8 protein-coding genes are annotated in these 20,985 nt (G+C 72.0%); 6 read left to right on the top strand and 2 right to left on the bottom strand.

The window, feature by feature from the left end; genetic code table 11:
• Nucleotides 1-109: 109 nt before the first annotated feature.
• Complete coding sequence (locus LXT23_RS03240; protein ID WP_253978578.1) at nt 110-1,255, bottom strand: AAA family ATPase; 1,146 nt, start codon at nt 1,253-1,255, stop codon at nt 110-112.
• Nucleotides 1,256-1,424: 169 nt separating this feature from the next.
• Between LXT23_RS03240 and LXT23_RS03235 the strand changes: the two genes are divergently transcribed.
• Nucleotides 1,425-1,964, top strand: coding sequence for a hypothetical protein (locus LXT23_RS03235; protein WP_253978577.1), 540 nt, complete (start codon nt 1,425-1,427; stop codon nt 1,962-1,964).
• A gap of 22 nt (nt 1,965-1,986) precedes the next feature.
• Here LXT23_RS03235 and LXT23_RS03230 read toward each other — a convergent pair whose 3' ends face one another.
• The gene (locus LXT23_RS03230; protein WP_253978576.1) at nt 1,987-2,934 is read right to left on the bottom strand and encodes a DUF4382 domain-containing protein; all 948 of its coding nucleotides are present in this window, start codon (nt 2,932-2,934) and stop codon (nt 1,987-1,989) included.
• Nucleotides 2,935-3,035: 101 nt separating this feature from the next.
• Here LXT23_RS03230 and LXT23_RS03225 point away from each other — a divergent pair, with 101 nt between their 5' ends.
• The 5 genes from LXT23_RS03225 (at nt 3,036) to LXT23_RS03205 (ending at nt 20,961) form a co-directional block, all read left to right on the top strand.
• Complete coding sequence (locus LXT23_RS03225) at nt 3,036-3,221, top strand: hypothetical protein (RefSeq protein ID WP_253978575.1); 186 nt, start codon at nt 3,036-3,038, stop codon at nt 3,219-3,221.
• Between the two features lie 147 nt (nt 3,222-3,368).
• On the top strand, nt 3,369-5,228 hold the full coding sequence (gene treZ, locus LXT23_RS03220; protein ID WP_253978574.1) for a malto-oligosyltrehalose trehalohydrolase: 1,860 nt from the start codon (nt 3,369-3,371) through the stop codon (nt 5,226-5,228).
• A 280-nt stretch (nt 5,229-5,508) separates the two neighbouring features.
• Nucleotides 5,509-6,840, top strand: a complete 1,332-nt coding sequence (locus LXT23_RS03215; RefSeq protein ID WP_253978573.1) for a discoidin domain-containing protein — start codon at nt 5,509-5,511, stop codon at nt 6,838-6,840.
• A gap of 257 nt (nt 6,841-7,097) precedes the next feature.
• On the top strand, nt 7,098-8,534 hold the full coding sequence (locus LXT23_RS03210) for a M20 family metallopeptidase (protein ID WP_253978572.1): 1,437 nt from the start codon (nt 7,098-7,100) through the stop codon (nt 8,532-8,534).
• Nucleotides 8,535-8,676: 142 nt separating this feature from the next.
• Nucleotides 8,677-20,961: a PKD domain-containing protein gene (locus LXT23_RS03205; RefSeq protein WP_253978571.1), complete on the top strand. Its 12,285-nt coding sequence runs from the start codon at nt 8,677-8,679 to the stop codon at nt 20,959-20,961.
• Nucleotides 20,962-20,985 lie beyond the last annotated feature (24 nt).

The following is a 20,985-nucleotide window of genomic DNA, read 5'->3' as shown; positions in this document are numbered from 1 at the left end:
TGGAAACCGTAAGGCGTGCACGCGCCCGGTGACTTGCGGGCCTGCCCACCCGGTGTGACAGGGAGGCCGCTGGCTCCCCCTCGCCGCGCCGGCCCCTCTGCGTGGGGGACTATTCCGTGAGCACCTTCACCGCGTCGCCCTCCAGCGTCAGGCGCACGGTGCCGGTGGCGCCCGGACGGCCGAAGTGCTCGTAGGCGGCGCCCTCCAGCAGGGGGGCCAGGGTGGTGCGCAGGCCGCGCGCGCCCGTCTCGCGCTTGAGGGCCCGGGCCACCACGTGCTCGCGCACGGCGGCGTCCACCACCAGGCGCAGGCCCTCCTGCTCGAACTCGCGCTCGTACACGCGCAGCACGTTGTGCTGGAGGATGTCACCCAGCGTGGCGGCGTCCAGCGGCGCGAAGGAGACCAGGCGGTTGAAGCGGCCGATGAGCTCCGGGATGAAGCCGTAGCGGGCGAAGGCGGTGGTCTGCTCGAGCTGCTCCTGCGTCACCCGCGAGGCGATGGCCTCCTCCTGGAAGGGGCGCGGCTCGCGGCCGAAGCCCAGCCGCTCGCCGCGGGCCATGCCCTCCGCCGTGGCGCGCAGGCCGCTGAAGGCCCCGCAGGCGATGAACGTCACACAGGCCAGGTCCATGCTCTCCGGCTGCATGCGGCTGGTGAAGCCGAAGTCCGCGGGGAAGTCCGCGTGGCCGGCGGAGAGCAGGTGCAGCAGGCTGCGCTGCACGCCGAAGCCGCTGACGTCCTTGGTGGTCTGCTGCCCGGCGAAGCGGCTGTCGGAGCGGCTGGTGGCGAGCTTGTCGAACTCGTCCATGCAGATGACGCCGCAGGCGGCCCAGTCGGCATCCTTGTCCGCGACTTCATAGAGGCGCGACAGCAGCGTGTTGACGTCGTCGCCCACGTAGCCCGTCTCGGAGAATTGGGTGGCGTCCGCCAGCACGGTGGGCACGGCGAGGATTTCGCGGAACAGCAGCTCCACGAGGAACGTCTTCCCGGAGCCGGTGGGGCCCAGGAACATGCAGTTCTCCCGCACGCCCGGCTCGGGGGCGAGCCCCTCGAGGTAGAGGCGGCGGATGCGGCGCACGTGGCGGTACGCGAGCACCGAGGCCGCGCGGCGCGCCTCGTCCTGCCCGCGGTAGCCCAGGTCCGTCAGGCGCGCGTCGATTTCGCGAGGCGACAACACCTCGATGGCGGCGACGCGCTCGCGCACGTCCTCCCCTCGGGGGACGGGCAGCGACTCCAGGCCGGTGCGGGAGATGCTCATTCCAGGAAGACTCCAGGGGAGGGGGCTGGCCGGAGGTGGCCGGTCCAGCAGGCCGCATCATCCTGGCGACGCCGGAGGTCCACAAGCCGCGCGCCTCCCTCCCTGCTTCCGAAGGGCGGGCCGGCCACCGGTGCGCCTCCCCGCCTGACCGCCGGACGTGGGGCCGGGCATGGCTCGGCGCGGGACGCCGGGCGCGGTGCTGCCTAGCGTGTGGGCCATGGACACCGCGATGAACGTCGTGCCGTTTCCACGCGCGCCGGAGCGGGCCCGGCTGCGTGACTGGAGGGAGCTGTTCTCCCGCCTGCCCGTGCCCGAGCGCGACACGCTCCCCGGCCGCTACCGGGGCGAGTTCGTGGGGCCCGCCTGGCTGCGGCTCGGCTCGCCCGTGCTGCTGGCGCTGCTGGGCATGCGTGGCTGGTGGGGCAAGGACTTCGCGGCAGGGGCGCACGGTGGCGTCAACCTCGTGCGCCGCCAGGGCGGCCTGCGCCCGTCCGTGTCGCTGCTGCTGCGCGAGGGGGCGTCGCGGGTGGACGGGCGGTCCGGGCCGCGGGTGGAGTACCCGCGCGAGGCCGGCTTGCAGTGGCGCCCCTTCGTGGACGAGCTGCGCTGGCTGGACGGCCGCACGCTGCTGGCCATGACGCACCTGGAGCTGCCGGTGCTGCGCCGCCTCACGCTGCCCTTCCTCCTGCACCGCGAGGTGGCTGGGTGAGGCGGCGGACTGCCTTTCGCGCCTAGCGGACGATGGCGGCGGAGGTGAGGGTGAAGGCCACGCTGGCCTCCGCGCCGCCGCTCGCGGTGACGGCGGCGGGAAGCGCCGGGTCGGTGGTGAAGGTGAGGCCCGCGGGAGCGGCGACCTCCACCTGGAACGCGCCGGGGATGAGGAACTTGAACTGGGCCTCGTAGACGCCGTCGCCGTTGGCGTCGCTGAAGGCCAGCGGCTCACGGCTGCCCTCGGCGTTGACGAGCACCGCGCTGAAGGCGGACAGGTTCACCTGCGCGCCGCCCACCGCGGGCAGCTGCACGCCGGTGCCCAGCCGCAGCGTGGCCAGCACGCTCGAGGAGAACTCCAGGTCCGCGCCCTTGACCACCGGGCTCATCACCCAGCGGCCCGAGCCACCGGCCGCGCGGCCGAAGCTCTGCGCCACGTCGAAGTCCACGAGGATGACCTTCTGGCTCTGCTCGCTGGAGACCGTCACGTCCGCGTCGTTGGCGAACTTCACCTTGAGGCCCGACGTGGAGAGGCTGGGCATCTGCAGCTCGCCGTCCACCTCGACGCCCGCGGGGACGCCGGCATAGTCAGGCGTGGAGTAGACGCGGCTGACGCCGTCCTCCTTCACCTGCACGTACGCGCCGGTGATGACGAAGCGCAGCTCGCGGTACGTGCCCTGCGGTACTTCCACGTCCTTCACCAGGTCCGCGGTGTCGTTGGCCAGCGTGAGCAGGTCCGTGGTGACGGGCTCGTCGCGCAGCACGACTTCACCCGAGCCCTCCGCGCTGCCCTCGGCGCCACCGCCCTTGAGGTACACCTTGGAGATGGTGACCACCGCCTTCTCGAAGGTGTCACCCGGGGCGTCCGTCAGCTTCACGGTGACGCGAGAGGTGTCGTCGCCACAGGCGGCGAGGCCCAGCATGCCCACGGCGAGCAGCAGGGCGGAGAACGACTTTCGAGACATGTTCATGGAAGCAAGACTCCAGAGGGGGACACGGGAAGGGCACCGGCCTGGCCCACTCTCGTGAGGTGTCGGCCGGAAGACCTGTCGAGGTCGGAAACGGCCACCACGTGCACGCTCGCTGCCTTCGCGCGGTGTGTGGCCCGCTGCGCAGCCAGAGCGTGCTCATCGACAAGGTGCTCGCCACCAATGCCAGCCCCGCCTGCTCGGGCGCGCCCATGCCCAAGGGGCAGCCGCTCACCGCGGCCGAGAAGCAGACCCTCATCGACTGGGTGGCCCAGGGCGCGCCGCCCTGAGTGCCGACGGGAGGTGCCGCCACCGTCGGCCGGTGCCCACTCACTCCGGGCGACGTGCCCAGCCGTGAACATCTCGGGTGGGAGTCGGGCACACGGGTGGCGGGGGGGCTCCGCAAGGGCAGGGGAGGCGCATTACAGAACACCCCTATGGCTTCGCCGGACGATTCTCGGGCAGTACGGGCAGGGGTGCCTCCGCTGGGGGCGTGGGTGGAGGAGGGTTCGCGGGTGCGGTGGCGCGTCTGGGCGCCCGGCCACCAGCGCCTGGAAGTGGTGCTGCACGACGCGAAGGGGCAGCCCGGACGCGCGGTGCCGCTGGCAAGGGAGCCCGGCGACTGCTTCGGCGGCGTGCTGGAGGACCATGGCGCCGGTACGCTCTACAAGCTGCGCGTGGACGGCGAGGGCCCCTTCCCGGACCCGTGGTCCCGCTCGCAGCCGCTGGGCGTGCACGGCCCCTCGGAAGTCGTGGTGCCGGACTTCGAGTGGACGGACGCGGGCTGGAAGGGCGTGGAGCCGCAGGCGCTCGTCATCTACGAGGTGCACGTGGGCACCGCCACGCCGGAGGGCACCTTCGAGGCGCTCATCCCCCGGCTGCCGGGCCTGAAGGACCTGGGCGTCACCGCGCTGGAAATCATGCCGGTGGCCGCCTTCCCCGGCGTGCGCAACTGGGGCTACGACGGGGTGGACCTCTTCGCGCCGCTGCACGCGTATGGCGGGCCGGAGGGCCTGCGCCGGCTCATCGACGCCGCGCACGCGCGGGGCCTCGCGGTGCTCATCGACGCCGTCTACAACCACTTCGGCCCGGACGGGAACTACCTGCGCGCGTACTCGCCGCACTACTTCACCGGCCGCCACCACACGCCGTGGGGCGACGCGGTGAACTACGACGGCGAGGGCAGCGCGTACGTGCGCTCGCTGGTGCTCTCCAACGTGGAGATGTGGATTCGCGACTACCACGCGGACGGCCTGCGCCTGGACGCCGCGCACGCCATCATCGACGACGGCAAGCCCCACCTGCTCACCGAAATCGCCGAGCGCGCCCGCGCCGCCGCGCCGGGCCGGCGGGTGCTCGTCATCGCCGAGGACGAGCGCAACGAGCGGCGCCTGCTCCTGCCCACGGCGAAGGACGGCCTGGGGCTGGACGGCGTCTGGGCGGATGACTTCCACCACCAGATGCGGCGCGCCTTCGCGGGGGACAGCGAGGGCTACTACCAGGACTACACGGGCAGCACGGAGGACCTGGCGCGCACGCTGCGCCAGGGCTGGTTCTACGAGGGACAGGTGTCGAAGAACCTGGGCCACGCGCGCGGCACGAAGGCCGAGGGGCTGGAGCCGTGGCGCTTCGTGCACTGCATCCAGAACCATGACCAGGTGGGCAACCGCGCCCTGGGCGAGCGGCTGGGACACGACGTGTCTCCCGCGGCCTTCCGCGCCATGAGCACGCTGCTCTTGCTGTCGCCGTACACTCCGCTGCTCTTCATGGGGCAGGAGTGGAACGCGAGCACGCCCTTCCTCTACTTCACGGACCACAACGCGGAGCTGGGCCGGCTCGTCACGGAAGGCCGGCGCAAGGAGTTCGCCGGCTTCAAGCGCTTCGCCGGTGCAGAGGTGCCGGACCCGCAGGCGCAGGACACCTTCAAGCGCTCGCGCCTGGACTGGAGCGAGGCGGAGAAGCCCGAGCACGCGGGCGTGCGGGCCCTCTACCGCGAGCTGCTCCGCCTGCGCGCCACCGACGCCGCGCTGAAGGAAATCGGCCCCGGCTCCTACGACGCCCGGGCGCTCGGCCCGGACGCGGTGCTGCTGGAGCGGCGGGGCGGCGGGCAGACGCTCCAGGTGCTCGTCTCCCTCCGGGGCTCGGTGGAGCACCGCGTGCCCCCGGGCGCGGAGCTGGTGCTGTGGAGCGAGGCGCCGCGCTTCGGCGGCTCCGTCGAGTCACCGCCGCTGCGCGACGGTGCCGTGCGCCTGCGGGGGCCCGCGGCCGCCGTGGTGCGCTTCACCGCTTTGCGCTGAGCGGGCAGGAGAGCGGGCCAGGGCAGGCGACTGCTCACAGAAAAGCGCGTCGGGAATTCCATATCGGCTCAAAGGGTATTTTCGCCCGCAGTCTGAACGTTGAGTAGACAACGACGTGGACGCGTGAGCGGAGAGAGCCTCACCCACCGAAGGTGGGCGTCTTCGAGTCACGAGTTCGCGAATGGAAGCCAACGCGCCGCGGGGGGAACGCGGCGCTCCGGTCCGGCACCGTCCGTTCCGGTGAGTCGCGGCTCTCCGTGGCCTCACTTGAGGTAGTGACTTGAATCGACACATGACTTCGTCCCTGGGGGGATGGAAGCGCCTCCGCACGCCGGTGTGCGCGCTCACGCTGGTTGCGTCCATGTTTGCGACGCCCGCGCTTGCCGCCGGAGGTTTCACTTCCGCCACTGCCAGCGGGAACGATGGCAACGTGCCGTCCCGAGCCATTGACGGCAACCTGACCACGCGCTGGTCCAGCGATGGTGTGGGCCAGTGGATTCGCGGCGACATGGGCGCCGTGAAGGCCATCAACGCGCTGGACATCGCCTGGTACCGCGGCAACGAGCGCGCCAGCAAGTTCGTCATTGCCACGTCCAGCGACGGCACCACCTTCACGCAGGTGTTCTCCGGCACGTCGTCCGGTCGCACCACCGCGTTCGAGCGCTATACGTTCGCCACGGTGAATGCGCGCTATGTCCGCGTCACCGTCAACGGCAACACCCAGAACGCGTGGGCGAGCATCTCCGAGCTGGCTGCCATTGCCGGTGCCACGCCGACGCCGACTCCCACGCCGACGCCGACGCCGACGCCGACCCCCACGCCGACGCCGACGCCCGCTGGCACGGACAAGTTCGGCGTGAAGATGCTCTACCCGACGAAGACCGGCGGTGAGACCTGGGCCCTGGCGGACGCGGCGACGACCGACAAGCGCTTCGACCCGCAGAACACCATCACCAAGAACGCGGATGGCTCCTGGAAGATGAAGGACAGCCAGGTGCGCATGTCCGTCTTCACGTCCACGGGCTACAGCGCCTCGGCGATTCCCACGTATGACCGCGACGTGCTGGCCAGCCGCGGCTACATGCAGGCCGCCAACGACTGGAAGAACATCGAGATGACGGGCTACGTGAAGCTGAACGCGGCCTCGGACGGCTCGGACAACTTCGACTGGTACGCGCGGGGCGGCAAGCACAACGACGACCACTCGGGCTGCGAGGGCTCCAGCTACAAGGGAGGTCTGCACTATGACGGCCGCGCCCGCTGGCAGAAGGAGACGTGGCACGTCTCCTACGAGCAGGCGGACTACAAGCCCGCCACCACGGCGCTGAAGGGCCGCTGGGTGGGCTTCAAGGCCGTGATGCGCAACATCCTGGTCAGCGGCAAGGAGGCCGTGAAGCTGGAGATGTACGTCAACGAGAACGCGGACAAGGTCACCTGGAAGCAGGTCCATGACTTCACGGACGCGGGCAACTGGGGCGGCGATGCCGACCACTGCGGCGGCGCCACCGGTGCCATGCCGATTACCTGGGGTGGCCCCATCGCCACCTTCCGCTGGGACAACGCCGAGGACGTCGACTTCAAGTGGCTGTCCGTTCGCGAAATCCAGCCGTAGTCACGGCGCGCTGAGCTGAAACAGCACGGGGGCGCGGGGAGCACTGTCTCCCCGTGCCCCCTTTGCGTTTCATGATTGGCCGTCCCCGGGACGTGCACCCGGTGCTGTACGTCCTGGCGGGACTGCTGGCCGTGTACCACGCGCTCGCCTGAGTGTCGGCTCTGTCGAGGCTCGGGCGGGCCGGGCCGCATTTCGCCCCTGGTGCGGAAAGCCGAGGGTCGACAGCGGGCCCGCACCGTGCGCAGCATTCCCCCGCCATGGCCATGAACAACCAGACTGCCAGTGAGTCGTCGGACCGTATCTGGGAGAAGGAAATCCTCCCGGCGCTGGACCGCTACATCCGCATCCCCAACAAGTCGCCCGCCTTCGACCCGGACTGGGTGAAGGCCGGCCACATGGAAGCCGCGGTGCAGCTCATCGCGGACTGGTGCCGCGCGCAGGCCCCGCACCTGCCCGGCCTGGAGCTGGAGGTCATCCGGCTCAAGGACGACAAGGGCCGGGAGCGCACCCCGGTCATCTATATGGAAGTGCCCGGCACCAAGGGCGACGACACGGTGCTGCTGTATGGCCACCTGGACAAGCAGCCGGAGATGACGGGCTGGCGCGAGGGCCTGACGCCGTGGACGCCGGTGCGCGAGGGCGACAAGCTCTACGGGCGCGGCGGCGCGGATGACGGCTACTCCGCCTTCGCCTCGCTGGCGGCCATCCGCCTCTTGAAGGAGCAGGGCATTCCCCACGCGCGCTGCGTGGTGCTCATCGAGGCGTGCGAGGAGAGCGGCAGCTACGACCTCCCCGCGTACATCGAGGCGCTGGCGCCGCGCATCGGCAAGCCGTCGCTGGTGGTGTGCCTGGACTCGGGCTGCGCCAACTACGAGCAGCTTTGGATGACCACCTCGCTGCGCGGCATGGTGGCCGGCAACCTGCGCGTGGACATCCTCACCGAGGGCGTGCACTCGGGTGACGCGACGGGCATCGTCCCGTCGTCCTTCCGCATCCTCCGGCAGGTGCTGTCGCGTGTGGAGGAGGAGGCCTCCGGCCGCATCCTGGTGGACGGACTGCACGTCGAAATCCCCCAGGCGCGGCGCGAGCAGGCCCGCGAGGCGGCGAAGGTCCTGACGACGGAGGTCTTCACCAAGTTCCCCTGGGTGGCCGGCGCGCGCCCGGTGTCCGAGGACGGCGCGGAGCTGGTGCTCAACCGCACCTGGCGTCCGGCGCTGGCGGTGACGGGCGTGGACGGCATGCCGCCCCTGCAGAGCGCGGGCAACGTGCTGCGTCCCTTCACCACGGTGAAGCTGTCCATGCGCATCCCCCCGCGCCTGGAGCCGAAGGCGGCCCAGAAGGCGCTGAAGGAGGCGCTGGAGAAGGACCCGCCGTACGGCGCGAAGGTGACGTTCGAGGGCGACAAGGCCAGCGTCGGCTGGGACGCGCCGCCCCTGGCGCCCTGGCTGTCCCGCGCCGTGGAGTCGGCGTCCTCCACCTACTTCGGCCGGCCGGCCATGGCCATGGGCGAGGGTGGCACCATCCCCTTCATGGGCATGCTGGGTGAGCGCTTCCCGGAGGCGCAATTCCTCATCACCGGCCTGCTCGGCCCGGGCAGCAATGCGCACGGACCCAATGAGTTCCTGCACATCCCCACCGGCAAGAAGCTCACCTGCTGCGTGGCCAGCGTCATTGCCAATCACTTCACCCGGTAGGTCGGAGGGTTGAAATCACCCCAGGGAGCGGGGTGTATATTTACAGTCCCGCTCTAGACATACACAGTGTCGTGAATCTATACCTCCCACCCTGACCGCCCCAGCGCACCGGGACTGTCAGGGTTTTTCAAAAGGGGGGAAAATGATTCGCTCGTCGCTCGCGTGGCGTGTCGCGGTGCTCATCCTGGTCGGCGCCGTCGCATGCGACAGGCCATCACCGGTCGAGGAAGCCGCTCCCGCCGCAGCCCCTCCCGCCATCGCCCAGCAGCGTGCGGCCGTCGTGGCCACCGCGGAGCACTGTCCCGCCGAGCCCGACACCGGTCCCCGTCCCAGTGAGCTGCTCTATGTCGGCCACGGGCGCGCCACGCACGGCGCGAGCATCCCGCTGGAGGCGCTGCTCACGGATGCGCAGGGGCGCCCCCTGGGCGGCAAGCTGGTGCAGTTCCAGCTCGGCGACGCGGCGGCCTCCGCCACCACCAACGAGTGGGGCGCCGCGTACGCGACGCTGCCTGCCAGCGCCGCGCCGGGCGAGTACCCGCTCACGCTCCACTTCGCGGGCGACCCGGAGCAGGCGCCCGCGAGCGCGCAGACACACGTCACGATTGAGCGCGCGCCCACGCGGCTGGTGCTCGACGCCTCGCGGCTGCTCGCGGCGGGACATGCGCACGTGCTGAGCGCGCGGCTCACGCTGCCGGACGGCCTGCCGCTGGCGAACAAGCCGGTGCGCTTCACCTTCGAGGAGCTCTCCGCCTCCGCGCGCACGGATGGTGACGGTGTCGCGCGCGTCACCTTCACGCTGCCCGCGAGCCCCACGGGCCCGGCCACGGTGCGGGCCACCTTCGCCGGTGACGTGTTCCACGGCCCCTCCGAGGACGCGGTGGCGACGACGCGCTACCTGCCCACCGGCTTCGTGCTGTGGGGCGGCAACACGCCGGGCCTCGTGCTCGGGCAGCGGGTGAACTTCTGGGGCCACTCCTGGGAGAAGCAGGTGACGGGCGGCGCCTTCGCGGCGCACGCCGAGTTCAAGGGGTGGACGGCCACGCGCGCGGGCTTCGAGCTGTGCCAGCCCACCGCGCGCCCCGCCGGCACGCCGCCCCTCACGCAGGGCTGCTGGTCGTCCAAGGGCGGGCAGAGCAACCCGCCGCAGACGCTGCCCGACTACATCGGCGTGCTCATCACCGACGCCACGGACAAGCAGGGCAGCGCCGTCTACGGCAACGTGGTGGCGCTGGGCGTGGTGAAGGTGGAGCCCGGGTACGGCCCGGTGCCCGGCAAGCCGGGCTTCGGCACGCTGCTGGACGCGGTGGATGGGAACACGCTCTTCCCGCCCGTGCCCGCGCTGAGCGCCGACCAGCGCCAGCCGTCCCGCGCGGTGCCGGGGCAGGAGTACGACGTCACGCTGACGGTGGCCAACCTCACCACCACGCGCGCCAATGACACGCGCGCGTCAGAGGCGTCGGTGAACAGCGGGCCCGCCACCGCCGAGCAGGCGCTGGGGGCCCTGGGCGCGCGGGAGAGCCGCGTCGTCACCTTCAAGCAGCGGCCCCCGGTGCAGGCGCCGCGCGGCGGTGACGAGTCGGAGCGCGCGTACCAGCAGCGGCTGGCCGCGCACGACGGCCTGGCGGTGTCGTCCTCGGCCACGGTGCGCTTCACGGACCCGGAGGCCCGTCCCACGCGGCCCGCGCACGCCTTCTCCTCGGGCCGCCTCAACCTGCCGCGCCTGACGGTGAGCCTGTCCGCTCCGCCGTGTGTCACGCCGGGCATGACGCTGCCGTACACCTTCACCGTCTTCAACCTGGGGCAGGGCAAGGCGTCCAGCGGCCTCGTCACCGTGACCTTCCCGGACGGGACGCAGACCCCCGTGGCGCTGCCGCGCATGGACTCCGCCACCTTCCAGACGCACACCGTGTCCTGGACGGTGCCCGCGCTGGCGCCGCGCGGCGCGCAGGAGTCGCCGGACGCGTACCTCGAGCGGCTCCAGGCGGAGGACGGCCGGGTGCTCACCGGGCGCGTGGCGGTGGAGTGGAAGGACCTGGCCGACAACCCCTACGGCGTCATCACCCGTGAGGTGAAGACGGTGCAGCGGCTGCCCACGCTGTCGCTCACCGCCGAGCCCCTGCCCACGCTGCTGCCCGGCCAGCCGGTGGCGCTGGTGTACGGCGTGAAGAACGGCGGCAGCGGCCCGGCCCCCGAGGTGAGGCTCTCCGTGCAGCCGGACTCCGGCCCGGCGATGGAGCCCGCGCCCTTCGCGCTCGCCCCGGGCGCGTCGAGGGACTTCCAGCTCGCCTCCCAGGCGCCGGCCGTCCCGCCGCGTGGCGGGGACGAGGCCGAGGACGCCTACCGTGCGCGGCTCTCCGCGGCCAACGGGCGCGCCGTGGCCTTCACCCACGCGCTCAGCTGGACGGACCTGGCGGCCAATGGCTACGGCCCGGTGGACGGCGCGCTGAAGACGTTCCTCCAACTGCCCATCGTGGACATCACCCTGACGGGCCCGGCCACCGCCGCCTCCGGCGACACGCTCGGCTACACCGTCACGCTGCGCAACCGCGGGCTCGTCGAGGCGTCCGCCGTCGCGGTGCGCCTGGTGCTGCCGGACGGCTCGGAGCAGACGCTGGCGCTGCCGGCCACCACGCTGGCGCGCGGCGCGAGCCTGTCGGTGCCCGCCAGCTTCACGCTGCCCGGCTCGCAGCCCTCCGGCCGCGTGCTGGCCCGCGCCGAGGTGCGGTGGCAGGACGCGCGCGCCAACGCGTACGGCCCGCTGTCCTCCTCGGTGGAGACGGACGTCGCCCGCGGCAACCTGCCGCCCGTGGTGGACGCCGGCCCGGACCAGTCCATCCGCCTGCCCGCGGACGCGGCGCTCGCCGGCACCGCCACCGATGACGGGCAGCCGCAGGGCTCGGTGCTCGTCACCCGCTGGGTGAAGGTGAGCGGCCCCGGCACGGTGCTCTTCGCGGACGCGACGGCCACCGCCACCCGCGCCACCTTCGAGCTGCCCGGCACGTACGTGCTGCGGCTGACGGCCAGCGACTCGCAGCTGCTGGCCCATGACGAAATGACGGTGATGGTGCTGCCGCGCGACGGCCAGGGCACCGAGGTGGACCCGACGGACCCGGACCCGAAGGACGAGGTCATCAACGTGGTGCGCGACGGGCAGCAGATCCGCCTGGACGACACCACGCGGCCCTTCAACTTCATCTGGGTCGCCGTCTCCAGCAAGGGCACGGCGGTGAAGATAGACACCGTGACGGGCAACGTGCTGGCGGAGTTCTGGACCGCGCCCAACAACGAGGCGAAGGACCCGTCGCGCACCACCGTGGACAAGAACGGCAGCGTGTGGGTCACCAACCGCGCCAACAACAGCCTGACGCACATCGGCCTGGTGGAGAACGGCCAGTGCAAGGACCGCAACAACAACGGGGTCATCGACACGTCGCAGGGCTACGGTGACGTGCGCGCGTGGGGCAACGTCAGCAGCACCGCCAACAACGCGGCCATCCAGACGGCGGCGGACGAGTGCATCCTCCACTACGTCAAGGTGCGCTCCAGCGGCACCCGCCACGTGTCCGTCACCGAGGACAACGACGTCTGGGTGAGCGGCACCGGCGGCCAGCACTTCGACCTCATCGACGGCATCACCGGCGCCATCCGCCGCCAGGAGAACAGCGTCGGCTACGGCGGGTACGGCGGCCTCATCGACAAGAATGGCGTCATCTGGAGCGCGCGCAACCTGATGCGCTGGGACACCGCGAAGCCGCTCACCGGCGTCAACGGGGTGAACTGGCGGGGCTACGGCCACGACAGCTACGGCCTGTGCCTCGACCCGTACGGCAACGTGTGGAACACCGCGCTGGGCGGCAACCTCATCTACAAGTTCGCCCCGGACGGCACGCAGCTGGGCGTCTACAACCACGGCAGCTACTACGCGCAGGGCTGCGTGGCCGCGCCCAATGGCGACATCTGGGTCGCCCACTCGCTGTATGGCAACACGGTGGGCCACCTGAAGAACGACGGCCGCCACGTGGGCACCATCACCGTGGGCAGCGGCCCCACGGGCGTGGCGGTGGACGGCTCCGGCAAGGTGTGGGCGACGAACTACTACGGCGGCACCGTCACCCGCATCAACCCGAACGCCGGCGCGGTGTGGGCCGGGGACGGCACGACGCGCGTGGGCGCGGTGGACTTCACCACGCGCCACCTCGGCGGCAACCTCTACAACTACTCGGACATGACGGGCAGCACCCTGTCGGGCGCCCCGGACAACGGCACCTACTCCACGGTGTTCGACAGCACCGTGGCCGGCTCCGAGTGGGGCCGGGTGAGCTGGACCGGCCAGGTGTGCGGTGACGGCACGGTGCGCGTGAGCGCGGCCAGCAGCGTGGACGGGGTGACGTTCGGCCCGGCCCTGCCGGCCCCCAACGGCCAGGACATCAACCCGGCCAACGGGCGCTACCTCAAGGTGACGGTGGCCCTCAGCCGCTCCACCAAGGGCGACAGCCCGCGCGTGTACGGGCTGACGATTGGCACCGCCCCCTACGTGCACACGGCGCCCGCCAACCAGGCGCCCACCGTCGTCCTCGGCGCCGACCGCGCGAGCACCGCGCCCAACGTGGTGCGCCTCACCGGCTCGGCGTGCGACGACGCGCTGCCCTCCGGCGGCCCGCTGGTGATGGCCTGGACGAAGGTCAGCGGCCCCGGGGACGTGACGTTCACCACGCCCGCCGCCGAAGTCACCGACGCGCGCTTCTCCGCCCCCGGCCGCTACGTGCTGCGGCTGACGGCGTCCGACGGCGCGCTGCAGGGCGCGGATGACATCGAGGTGGACGTGCTGCGCGCCAACGCCCCGCCCGTGGTGGACGCGGGCCCCGCGCTGGCCGTCAACCTGCCGGCCACCGCCACGCTGCACGGCAGCGCCAGCGACGACGGCCTGCCCCAGGGCAGCACGCTGACGCTGGAGTGGACGAAGGCGAGCGGCCCCGGGGACGTGACGTTCACCACGCCCACGCAGGCCAGCACCCAGGCGTCCTTCTCGCAGAGCGGCACGTACGTGCTGCGGCTGTCGGCCTTCGACGGCCACATCAAGACGTCCGCCGACGTGACGGTGGTGGCCCACCCGCCGCCGCCGGTGAACAAGCCGCCGCTGGTCAGCGCCGGCCCCAACCGCTCCGCCACCCTCAACACCCACGTGTCGCTCGCCGGCACGGTGACGGACGACGGGCTGCCCGTGGGCCGCACCGTCACCCAGCAGTGGACGAAGGTGAGCGGGCCGGGCACGGCGACGTTCACCTCCACCACGGCCGCTTCCACCAGCGTGCGCTTCGACGCCACGGGCCTGTACGTGCTGCGGCTGACGGCGACGGACACCGAGCTGTCCAGCAGCGCCGAGGTGAGCGTGGCCGTGGGCGCGCCCGCCCCGACGAACCGGCCGCCGAGCGTGTCCGCGGGCCTCAACCAGTCCCTCATCCTGCCGCAGGACACGCTGGCCCTGGGCGGCAGCGCCAGCGATGACGGGCTGCCCGAGGGCGCGGCCCTCACCGTGGCGTGGACGCAGGTCAGCGGCCCGGCCACCATCACCTTCACGGATGCCTCGCAGCCGGACACCACGGCGCGCTTCCCCGTGGCCGGCACCTACGTGGTGCGGCTGAGCGTCTCCGACACGAACTTCACCGCGTGGGCGGAGAAGGGCGTGGTGGTGCGCAACCCGCCCGAGCAGAACCTGGCCCCGGTGGTGAGCGCGGGCCCCGCGCAGGAAGTGACGCTGCCCACGCGCATGGTCAACCTCACCGGCACCGTGCTGGATGACGGCCGTCCCACGGGCGGCATCGTCACCGCGCGCTGGAACGTGGTCAGCGGCCCGGCAGGCGGCGTCTTCGGCAACGCGCAGGCCGCGGCCACCACCTTCACCTTCACCTCCGCGGGCACCTACGTGCTGCGGCTGACGGGCAGCGACTCGGTGCTCAGCGGCGCCGCCGACACCGTCATCACCGCGCGCCCCACGCCTGCTGGCAACCAGCCTCCGGTGGTCTCCGTCGGCGGCAACCAGACGGTGAGCCTGCCGGACGCGCTCGCCACGCTGCAGGGCAGCGTCACCGACGACGGGCTGCCCCAGGGCGCCACCGTCACGACGACCTGGGAGCGGGCCAGCGGCCCGGGCCCCGTGGGCTTCGCGCGCGACGCGCAGGAGCGCATCACCGCGCGCTTCACCGTCCCCGGTGACTACGTGCTGCGCTACACCGCCAACGACACCGAGCGCGTCAGCAGCGCCATCATGCAGGTCAAGGTGCTGCCGGACCTGAGCAACCAGGCGCCGCAGCTGGGCGTGAGCGCTCCCACGCGCGTCGCGTACCCCGGCCCGGCGCTGCTGTCCGGCTCGGTCAGCGATGACGGCCTGCCGGCCACCGGCACGCTCACCGTCGCGTGGACGAAGGAGTCCGGCCCGGGCACGGTGACGTTCACCCGTCCCAACCAGGCCACCACCCAGGCGACATTCTCAGCGGGTGGCACCTACGGCCTGCGGCTCACCGCGGATGACGGCGCGCTCAGCTCCTCCGTGCTCGTCACCCTCGAGGTGTCGCGCTCCAACCAGGCGCCCACGGTGAGCGCCGGCCCCGACCGCCGCGTCACTTATCCGCAGCGCACCCTCACCCTGGAGGGCACCGCGCAGGACGACGGCCTGCCCACGGGCGGCACGCTCACCTCGCGCTGGATGCTGGTGGACGGCCCGTCGAATGTCTCCTTCGGCACGCCCGCGCAGCCCACCACCTCCGTGACGCTCGGCGCGGCCGGCACCTACGTGCTGCGGCTGACGTCCACGGATGGCGTGCTCCAGGCGAGCGACGACGTGACGGTGGTGCTGGACGGCCCCAACAACCTGCCCCCGGTGGTGGAGGTGGGTCCGGCGGTGAGCGCCACCCTGCCCGGGACGCTCACGCTCGGCGGCCGCGCCACCGACGACGGGCTGCCCAACCCCATGCTGGCCGTGTCGTGGACGCAGGTGCGCGGCCCCGGCACCGTCAGCTTCACGGACCGCACCGTCGCCAACACCCAGGCCACCTTCCCGACGGCGGGCACGTACACGCTGCGCCTGAGCGCCAGCGACGGTGAGACCACCGTCAGCGCCGACCTCGTCGTCGCCGGCCGGCCGGATGGCGCGAACCAGGGGCCCGTCCTCGACAGCACGCCCCCCACCACCGCGCGTGCGGGCGTGCTCTTCCTGCACCCGATGCTCGCCAGCGACGCCAACGGTGACGTGCTCACCTTCCGGCTCGTCACCGGGCCGGAGGGCATGACGGTGGACCCGCTCTCGGGCCTCATCACCTGGCGCCCGGGCGCGGAGGACGTGGGCACCCGCGCCCCCGTCACCGTGCGCGTCAGCGACCCGGCCGGCCTCTTCGCGGACCAGTCCTTCGAGCTGGAGGTACTGCCGGGCGACGCCGCGCCGCGCATCACCTCGCGCCCGCCGCTGTCCTCCGCCGCTGGCGTCACCTACGCGTACGCCGCCACGGCCACCGACGCCGACGACACGCAGCTGACCTGGAGCGTGGAGGGCCCCGCCGGCATGGCGGTGAGCACCGGTGGCCAGGTGAGCTGGCAGGTGCCCGCCGACGCCCAGGGCGGCTTCCCCGTGGTGCTGCGCGTGCGCGACGCCGCCGGCCATGTGGCCGAGCAGCGCTTCGCCATCGGCGTGGCGGTGCCCGGTGGCACCAACAGCCCCGTCGTGCAGGTGACGGCGCCCACCCACGGCCAGCGCATCACCACGAAGCGCGACGTCACCGGGACGGTGCAGGACGACGACCTGGCCGGCTTCGACGTGCGCGCCTGCCGCCTGGGCGAAGGTAGCGGCTGCGTGACGCTCGCCGAGGGACTTGCCCCCGTGAGCGGCGGCCGGCTGGCCGAGCTGGACCCGATGCTGCTGTCCGACGGCCGCTACGAGGTCGTCGTCAGCGCCCGGGACGCCGCCAACCACGTCACCGAGCGTCGGCTGGAGGTGGTGGTCGCCTCCGGCGGCCGCAAGGCCCCGGCGCTGCGGCTGGCCTTCCCGGAGATGAAGGTGCAGACCCGCACCGCGGCGCTGCAGCTCAAGCGCGTCTATGACGGGCTGGACTTGTCGGCCGGCCCGCTCGGCAAGGGCTGGCGCTACGAGTGGGACAGCACCCGCATCACCCAGCCGCGTCCGCTGGCGGAGGGCTGGGTGGTGGCGCTCGAGGGGCGCTTCATCCCCCGCTTCGTCATCCGCCCCACCGTGGACCACCCCCTCTCCGTGCGGCTCGATGACGGGCGCAACTACGAGTTCGACGTCACCCTCGAGCATGACGGCTCGCTGTCCAGCATCCACCCGGCGAAGCCGGTCATCCGCGAGCTGACCACCACGGGCGCTACGCTGGTGCTCCTCTCGGAGGAGCTCACGCCCTACTCGGACTTCGACGTCGTCGTCCTGGGTGACGAGGTGTACGACTGGGACTTCGAGACCCTCTGGGAGCCGAAGTACGGCCAGCTCAAGACGGAGTTCGGAGAGACCATCGTCTTCGACCTGGACACCAAGAAGCTGGTGGCGCTCGAGGACGGCGCGGGCCAGAAGCTGGAGCTGGCGGAGAACGGCGTGAAGCTCAACGGCGCGGAGCTGGTGCGCTTCGAGCGGGGCGCGGACGGCCTCATCGCCCGCGTGCTCAACGTGCCCACCGGCGCGCGCGCTGTCTACCAGCGCGACGAGCAGGGCCTGCTGGTGCGCGCCACCACCGCCGAGGGCGGGGTGCAGACCTTCACCTACGACGACGAGGGACGGATGGTGTCCTTCACGTCCGATGGCGAGCGCCCCGAGCGCTTCGAGTACGACGACAAGGGCCGCGTGGTGCTGCACGTGACGGCCACCGGCGTGGCCATGCGCTCCGAGTATGACGACGTGGCGCGCACCACCACCCTCATCGACCCGGCCGGCAATGCCGTGGTGAGCGAGTACAACGCGGACGGCAACATCACCCGCGTCACCAACCCGCTCGGCGAGACGACGCGCTTCACCTACAGGCCCGGCACCTCGCTGGAGACCAGCCGCACCGACCCGCTCGGCAACGTGTGGAGCACCGAGTACGACGCGCGCGGCCGCCGCACCGCCCTGGTCAACCCCATGGGCGAGCGCACGCAGGTGGCCTACTCGCCGCGCGGGGACCGCATCCTCGAGGTGACCAACGGCGCGGGCCGCCGCTTCAAGGAGAACGTCGACTCGGCCGGCCGCACCGTGGCGCACGTGCTGCCCGACGGCACCGTCACCCGCACGTTCTCCTATCCCGCCCCGGACACCATCGTGAGCACCGACTACCAGGGCCGCTCGAACACCACCCGGCTCGACTCGCGCGGCCGCGAGGTGTTCGTGAAGGACGAGTCGGGCAACGAGGTCACCACCACGTACGACGACGCGACGCTCACCGCCACCATCAACCGGGGCGGGGCCCTCTCACGCGTGGGACTGGACCGCGCCGGCCGCATCACCCGGCTGGAGATGGGCGGCGGGCAGAACATCGACTACACCTTCAAGGGCGCGGACCCGATGCCCGTGTCCATCACCCGCCCGGACGGCGTTCGCGTGGACTACGAGCGCAACCCGGAAGGGGCGCTCACCGCCCTGCGCGTGGACGGCCAGCCCGTGCAGCAGGCGCGCTTCGACGCCCTGGGCCGGCTCGCCTCGGTGCAGCGCAACGGCGGCGTGGAGCAGTTCAAGTACGACGCCGCCGGCCGCATCATCGAGGCCTCCAGCGCCCAGGGGACGGTGTTCACGAAGTACGACGCCGCTGGCCGCGTGGTGGAGCGCTCGTCCGCCTCCGGCGTGCTGGAGCGGATGGAGTACGACAAGGCGGGCCGCGTCACCGGGCTGGAGGACGGCACCGGCCAGCGGCACCAGGTCACCTATGACGGGAGCGGCCAGCCCACCAGCGTCACCACGCCGCAGGGCCGCACCTTCCAGGTCCAGTACGACGCCAACGGCCGGCGCAACGGGGTGACCTACCCCGGAGGCATCTCCGCGAGCTGGACGTACGAGGTATCCGACGACATGGAGGACGTGCCGCCGATGCGCTCCTTCGACGACCTGGAGGGCGTGCACTGGGAATACGCGCATGACGGCCAGGGCCGGCTCGCGGCCATCACCGACGGACTGGGCGGGACGACGCGCTACACCCGCACGCCGGTGGGCGACGTGACGCGGGTGATGGACGCGCTGGGCCGCACCACGGTCATCGACCTCGGCCCCGCGGGGGTGGAGCAGCTCACCACGCCCGCGGGCCGCACCCAGCTCTACACGCACGACTCGGGCGGCCGCATCGTGACGTGGACGCGCCCGGACGGCACCACGGTGCGCTACCGCCACGAGAGCCAGCGCACCTTCACGGACCTGCCGGGCGGCGGCACGCTGGAGTCGACCTACGACCCGGTGCTCGGCGCCCACACGACGCTCGGCGGCCCCGGGGGCAACGTGGCCCGCTGGGTCAACGGGGTGGGGGATACGACGCGCCTGGAGACGAGCGACGGCGCGCGGCTCGACGTCGACTACACCGAGAGCGGCCGGCTCGCGCGGGTGAAGGCGACCACGCCGGACGGCAGCGCCTTCACCACCCACTACACCCATGACGCCGGCGGCCGCCTCACCGGCGTGATGGACCCGTCCGGCGGGCTGACCACCTACGTCTGGGACGCGCTCGGCCGGCTGTCCCGCATCGAGCGCCCCAACGGCGTGGTCACCACCCACGACTACGGGGACCTGGACCGGCCGACCCGCGTGGAGCACCGCGCGGGCGGCAACGTGCTCTCCGTGCACGAGTACACCTACGACACGCGGGGACGCGTGGTGGGCCAGCGCTCGCCCGAGGGCCGCTTCGAGTACACCTACGACGCGCTCAGCCGCCTCGTGGTGGAGCGCCAGCTGGACGCCAGCGGCACCGTGCTGGAAGAGGTGGGCCGGACCTGGGACGCGGTGGGCAACCTGGCGTCGCGCACCGACTCGCGCGGCACCACGACCTACAGCTACGACGCGGATGACCGGCTCCTGTCGGAGACGGGCCCGGCCGGCACCACCACCTATACGTGGTCGGGCCGCGGGGCGCTGGAGCGCATCGACGCGCCCACCGGCACCACCCGCTTCAGCTACGACGACCTCGACCGGCTCACGGAGGTGCAGCTGCCCGACGGCCAGCGGGTGGGCTATGCCTACGACGCGGCGGGCCGGCTGCTGTCGCGTACCGACGCGAGCGGCACCCGCCGCTGCCTGCCGCTGCCCCAGGCGCCGCGCGGGTACAGCGAGTGCGCGCTGGAGTACGGCGGTGCCGGCGGTCCGCTGGCGCCCGCCTTCGGACCCGAAGGGGTCGCCTCGCTCCACGCGGGGACGGGCGCGCGCCACCTGCTGGCCGGCCTGCAGGGGGACGTGGTTGGCGCCACCGATGCCTCGGCGGCCCTGGTCTCCCGTGCCGGCTTCACGCCCTTTGGCGAGCGGAGCGGGCAGGGCGAGGCGCTGGGCCATGGCTACACCGGCGAGCGGCAGGACGTGGCGACCGGCCTCGTCTATCTGCGCTCCCGCTGGTACCACCCGGCCACCGGCCGCTTCCTCACCCCGGACGCCTTCGGTGCGGCCAGCAAGGACCCGCGTACCCTGCACCGGTACGCGTACGCGCTCGGCAATCCGCTCAACCGCACGGACCCGTCGGGTGAGTTCGGGCTCGGCTCGATGATGATCTCCATCTCCATCTCCGACGTGCTGCGCTCGATGGACGTCATCATCAAGAAGTGCCTCAAGGAGAAGATTGTCAGCACGCTCTACCGGAGCCTCGCGGAGTGGGCGGCCAACCAGTTCCTGATGCCCGTGGCCGAGGCGGCGTTCCAGAAGGTGGCCGCCACGCTCATGGGCAACCCGACGTTCGCCTTGGAGGCCGACTTCCACGAAGCGCTCGCCGAGGCGATGTGCGGCGATGGAAAGACCGCGGACGGGTTCAATGAGTTCATCGAGTTCGAGTACCGCGTCACGACTCCGTGCGGAGAGAAGAACCCCCGCCCGAGTGGGAGGCCGAGCCTCATCGACTGCTTCGAGGCCTTCCGCACCCAAAACGGCATCGACATCGTGTTCGGCGAAATCTTCCCGCTCGAGCTGAAGCTGAGGTCGGGCACGTTCAAGGACGAGCAGCTCCTGCGCTACTGCCGCTTCGGGGCCACGGGTGGCAAGCCGGCGCCGCAGCACGGTCTGCACGTCCTGGTGTACGGCTTCTTCGAGATGCCGACCGACTCCTTCATGGATGAGAAGGCGAAGAAGTGCTGGAAGGCCTTCGACTCCACACCGCACTGCGGCAGCGGCGCGTCGGGCTTCCCCGGCTCGGTGCTCTTCGCCTTCGGTCTGCGCGAGAGCACCGACAAGAAGCACTACTACGCGCCGGACCCGGATAGCGTCTGCAAATGACCACGCCCCGACGTACGTCTGGCC

The organism is Pyxidicoccus xibeiensis (genome assembly GCF_024198175.1).
Classification (GTDB): Bacteria; Myxococcota; Myxococcia; order Myxococcales; family Myxococcaceae; genus Myxococcus; species Myxococcus xibeiensis.
The sequence above is the reverse complement of the archived record's forward strand: the minus strand, read 5'-3'. Positions and strand labels throughout refer to the sequence as shown.

Excerpts from the sequence above, each read along its gene's own strand:
- LXT23_RS03230 (WP_253978576.1), bottom strand. The coding sequence starts at position 2,934 with ATGAACATGTCTCGAAAGTCGTTCTCCGCCCTGCTGCTCGCCGTGGGC.
- treZ (WP_253978574.1), top strand. The coding sequence starts at position 3,369 with ATGGCTTCGCCGGACGATTCTCGGGCAGTACGGGCAGGGGTGCCTCCG.
- LXT23_RS03235 (WP_253978577.1), top strand. The coding sequence starts at position 1,425 with ATGGCTCGGCGCGGGACGCCGGGCGCGGTGCTGCCTAGCGTGTGGGCC.
- LXT23_RS03210 (WP_253978572.1), top strand. The coding sequence starts at position 7,098 with ATGGCCATGAACAACCAGACTGCCAGTGAGTCGTCGGACCGTATCTGG.
- LXT23_RS03240 (WP_253978578.1), bottom strand. The coding sequence starts at position 1,255 with ATGAGCATCTCCCGCACCGGCCTGGAGTCGCTGCCCGTCCCCCGAGGG.
- LXT23_RS03205 (WP_253978571.1), top strand. The coding sequence starts at position 8,677 with ATGATTCGCTCGTCGCTCGCGTGGCGTGTCGCGGTGCTCATCCTGGTC.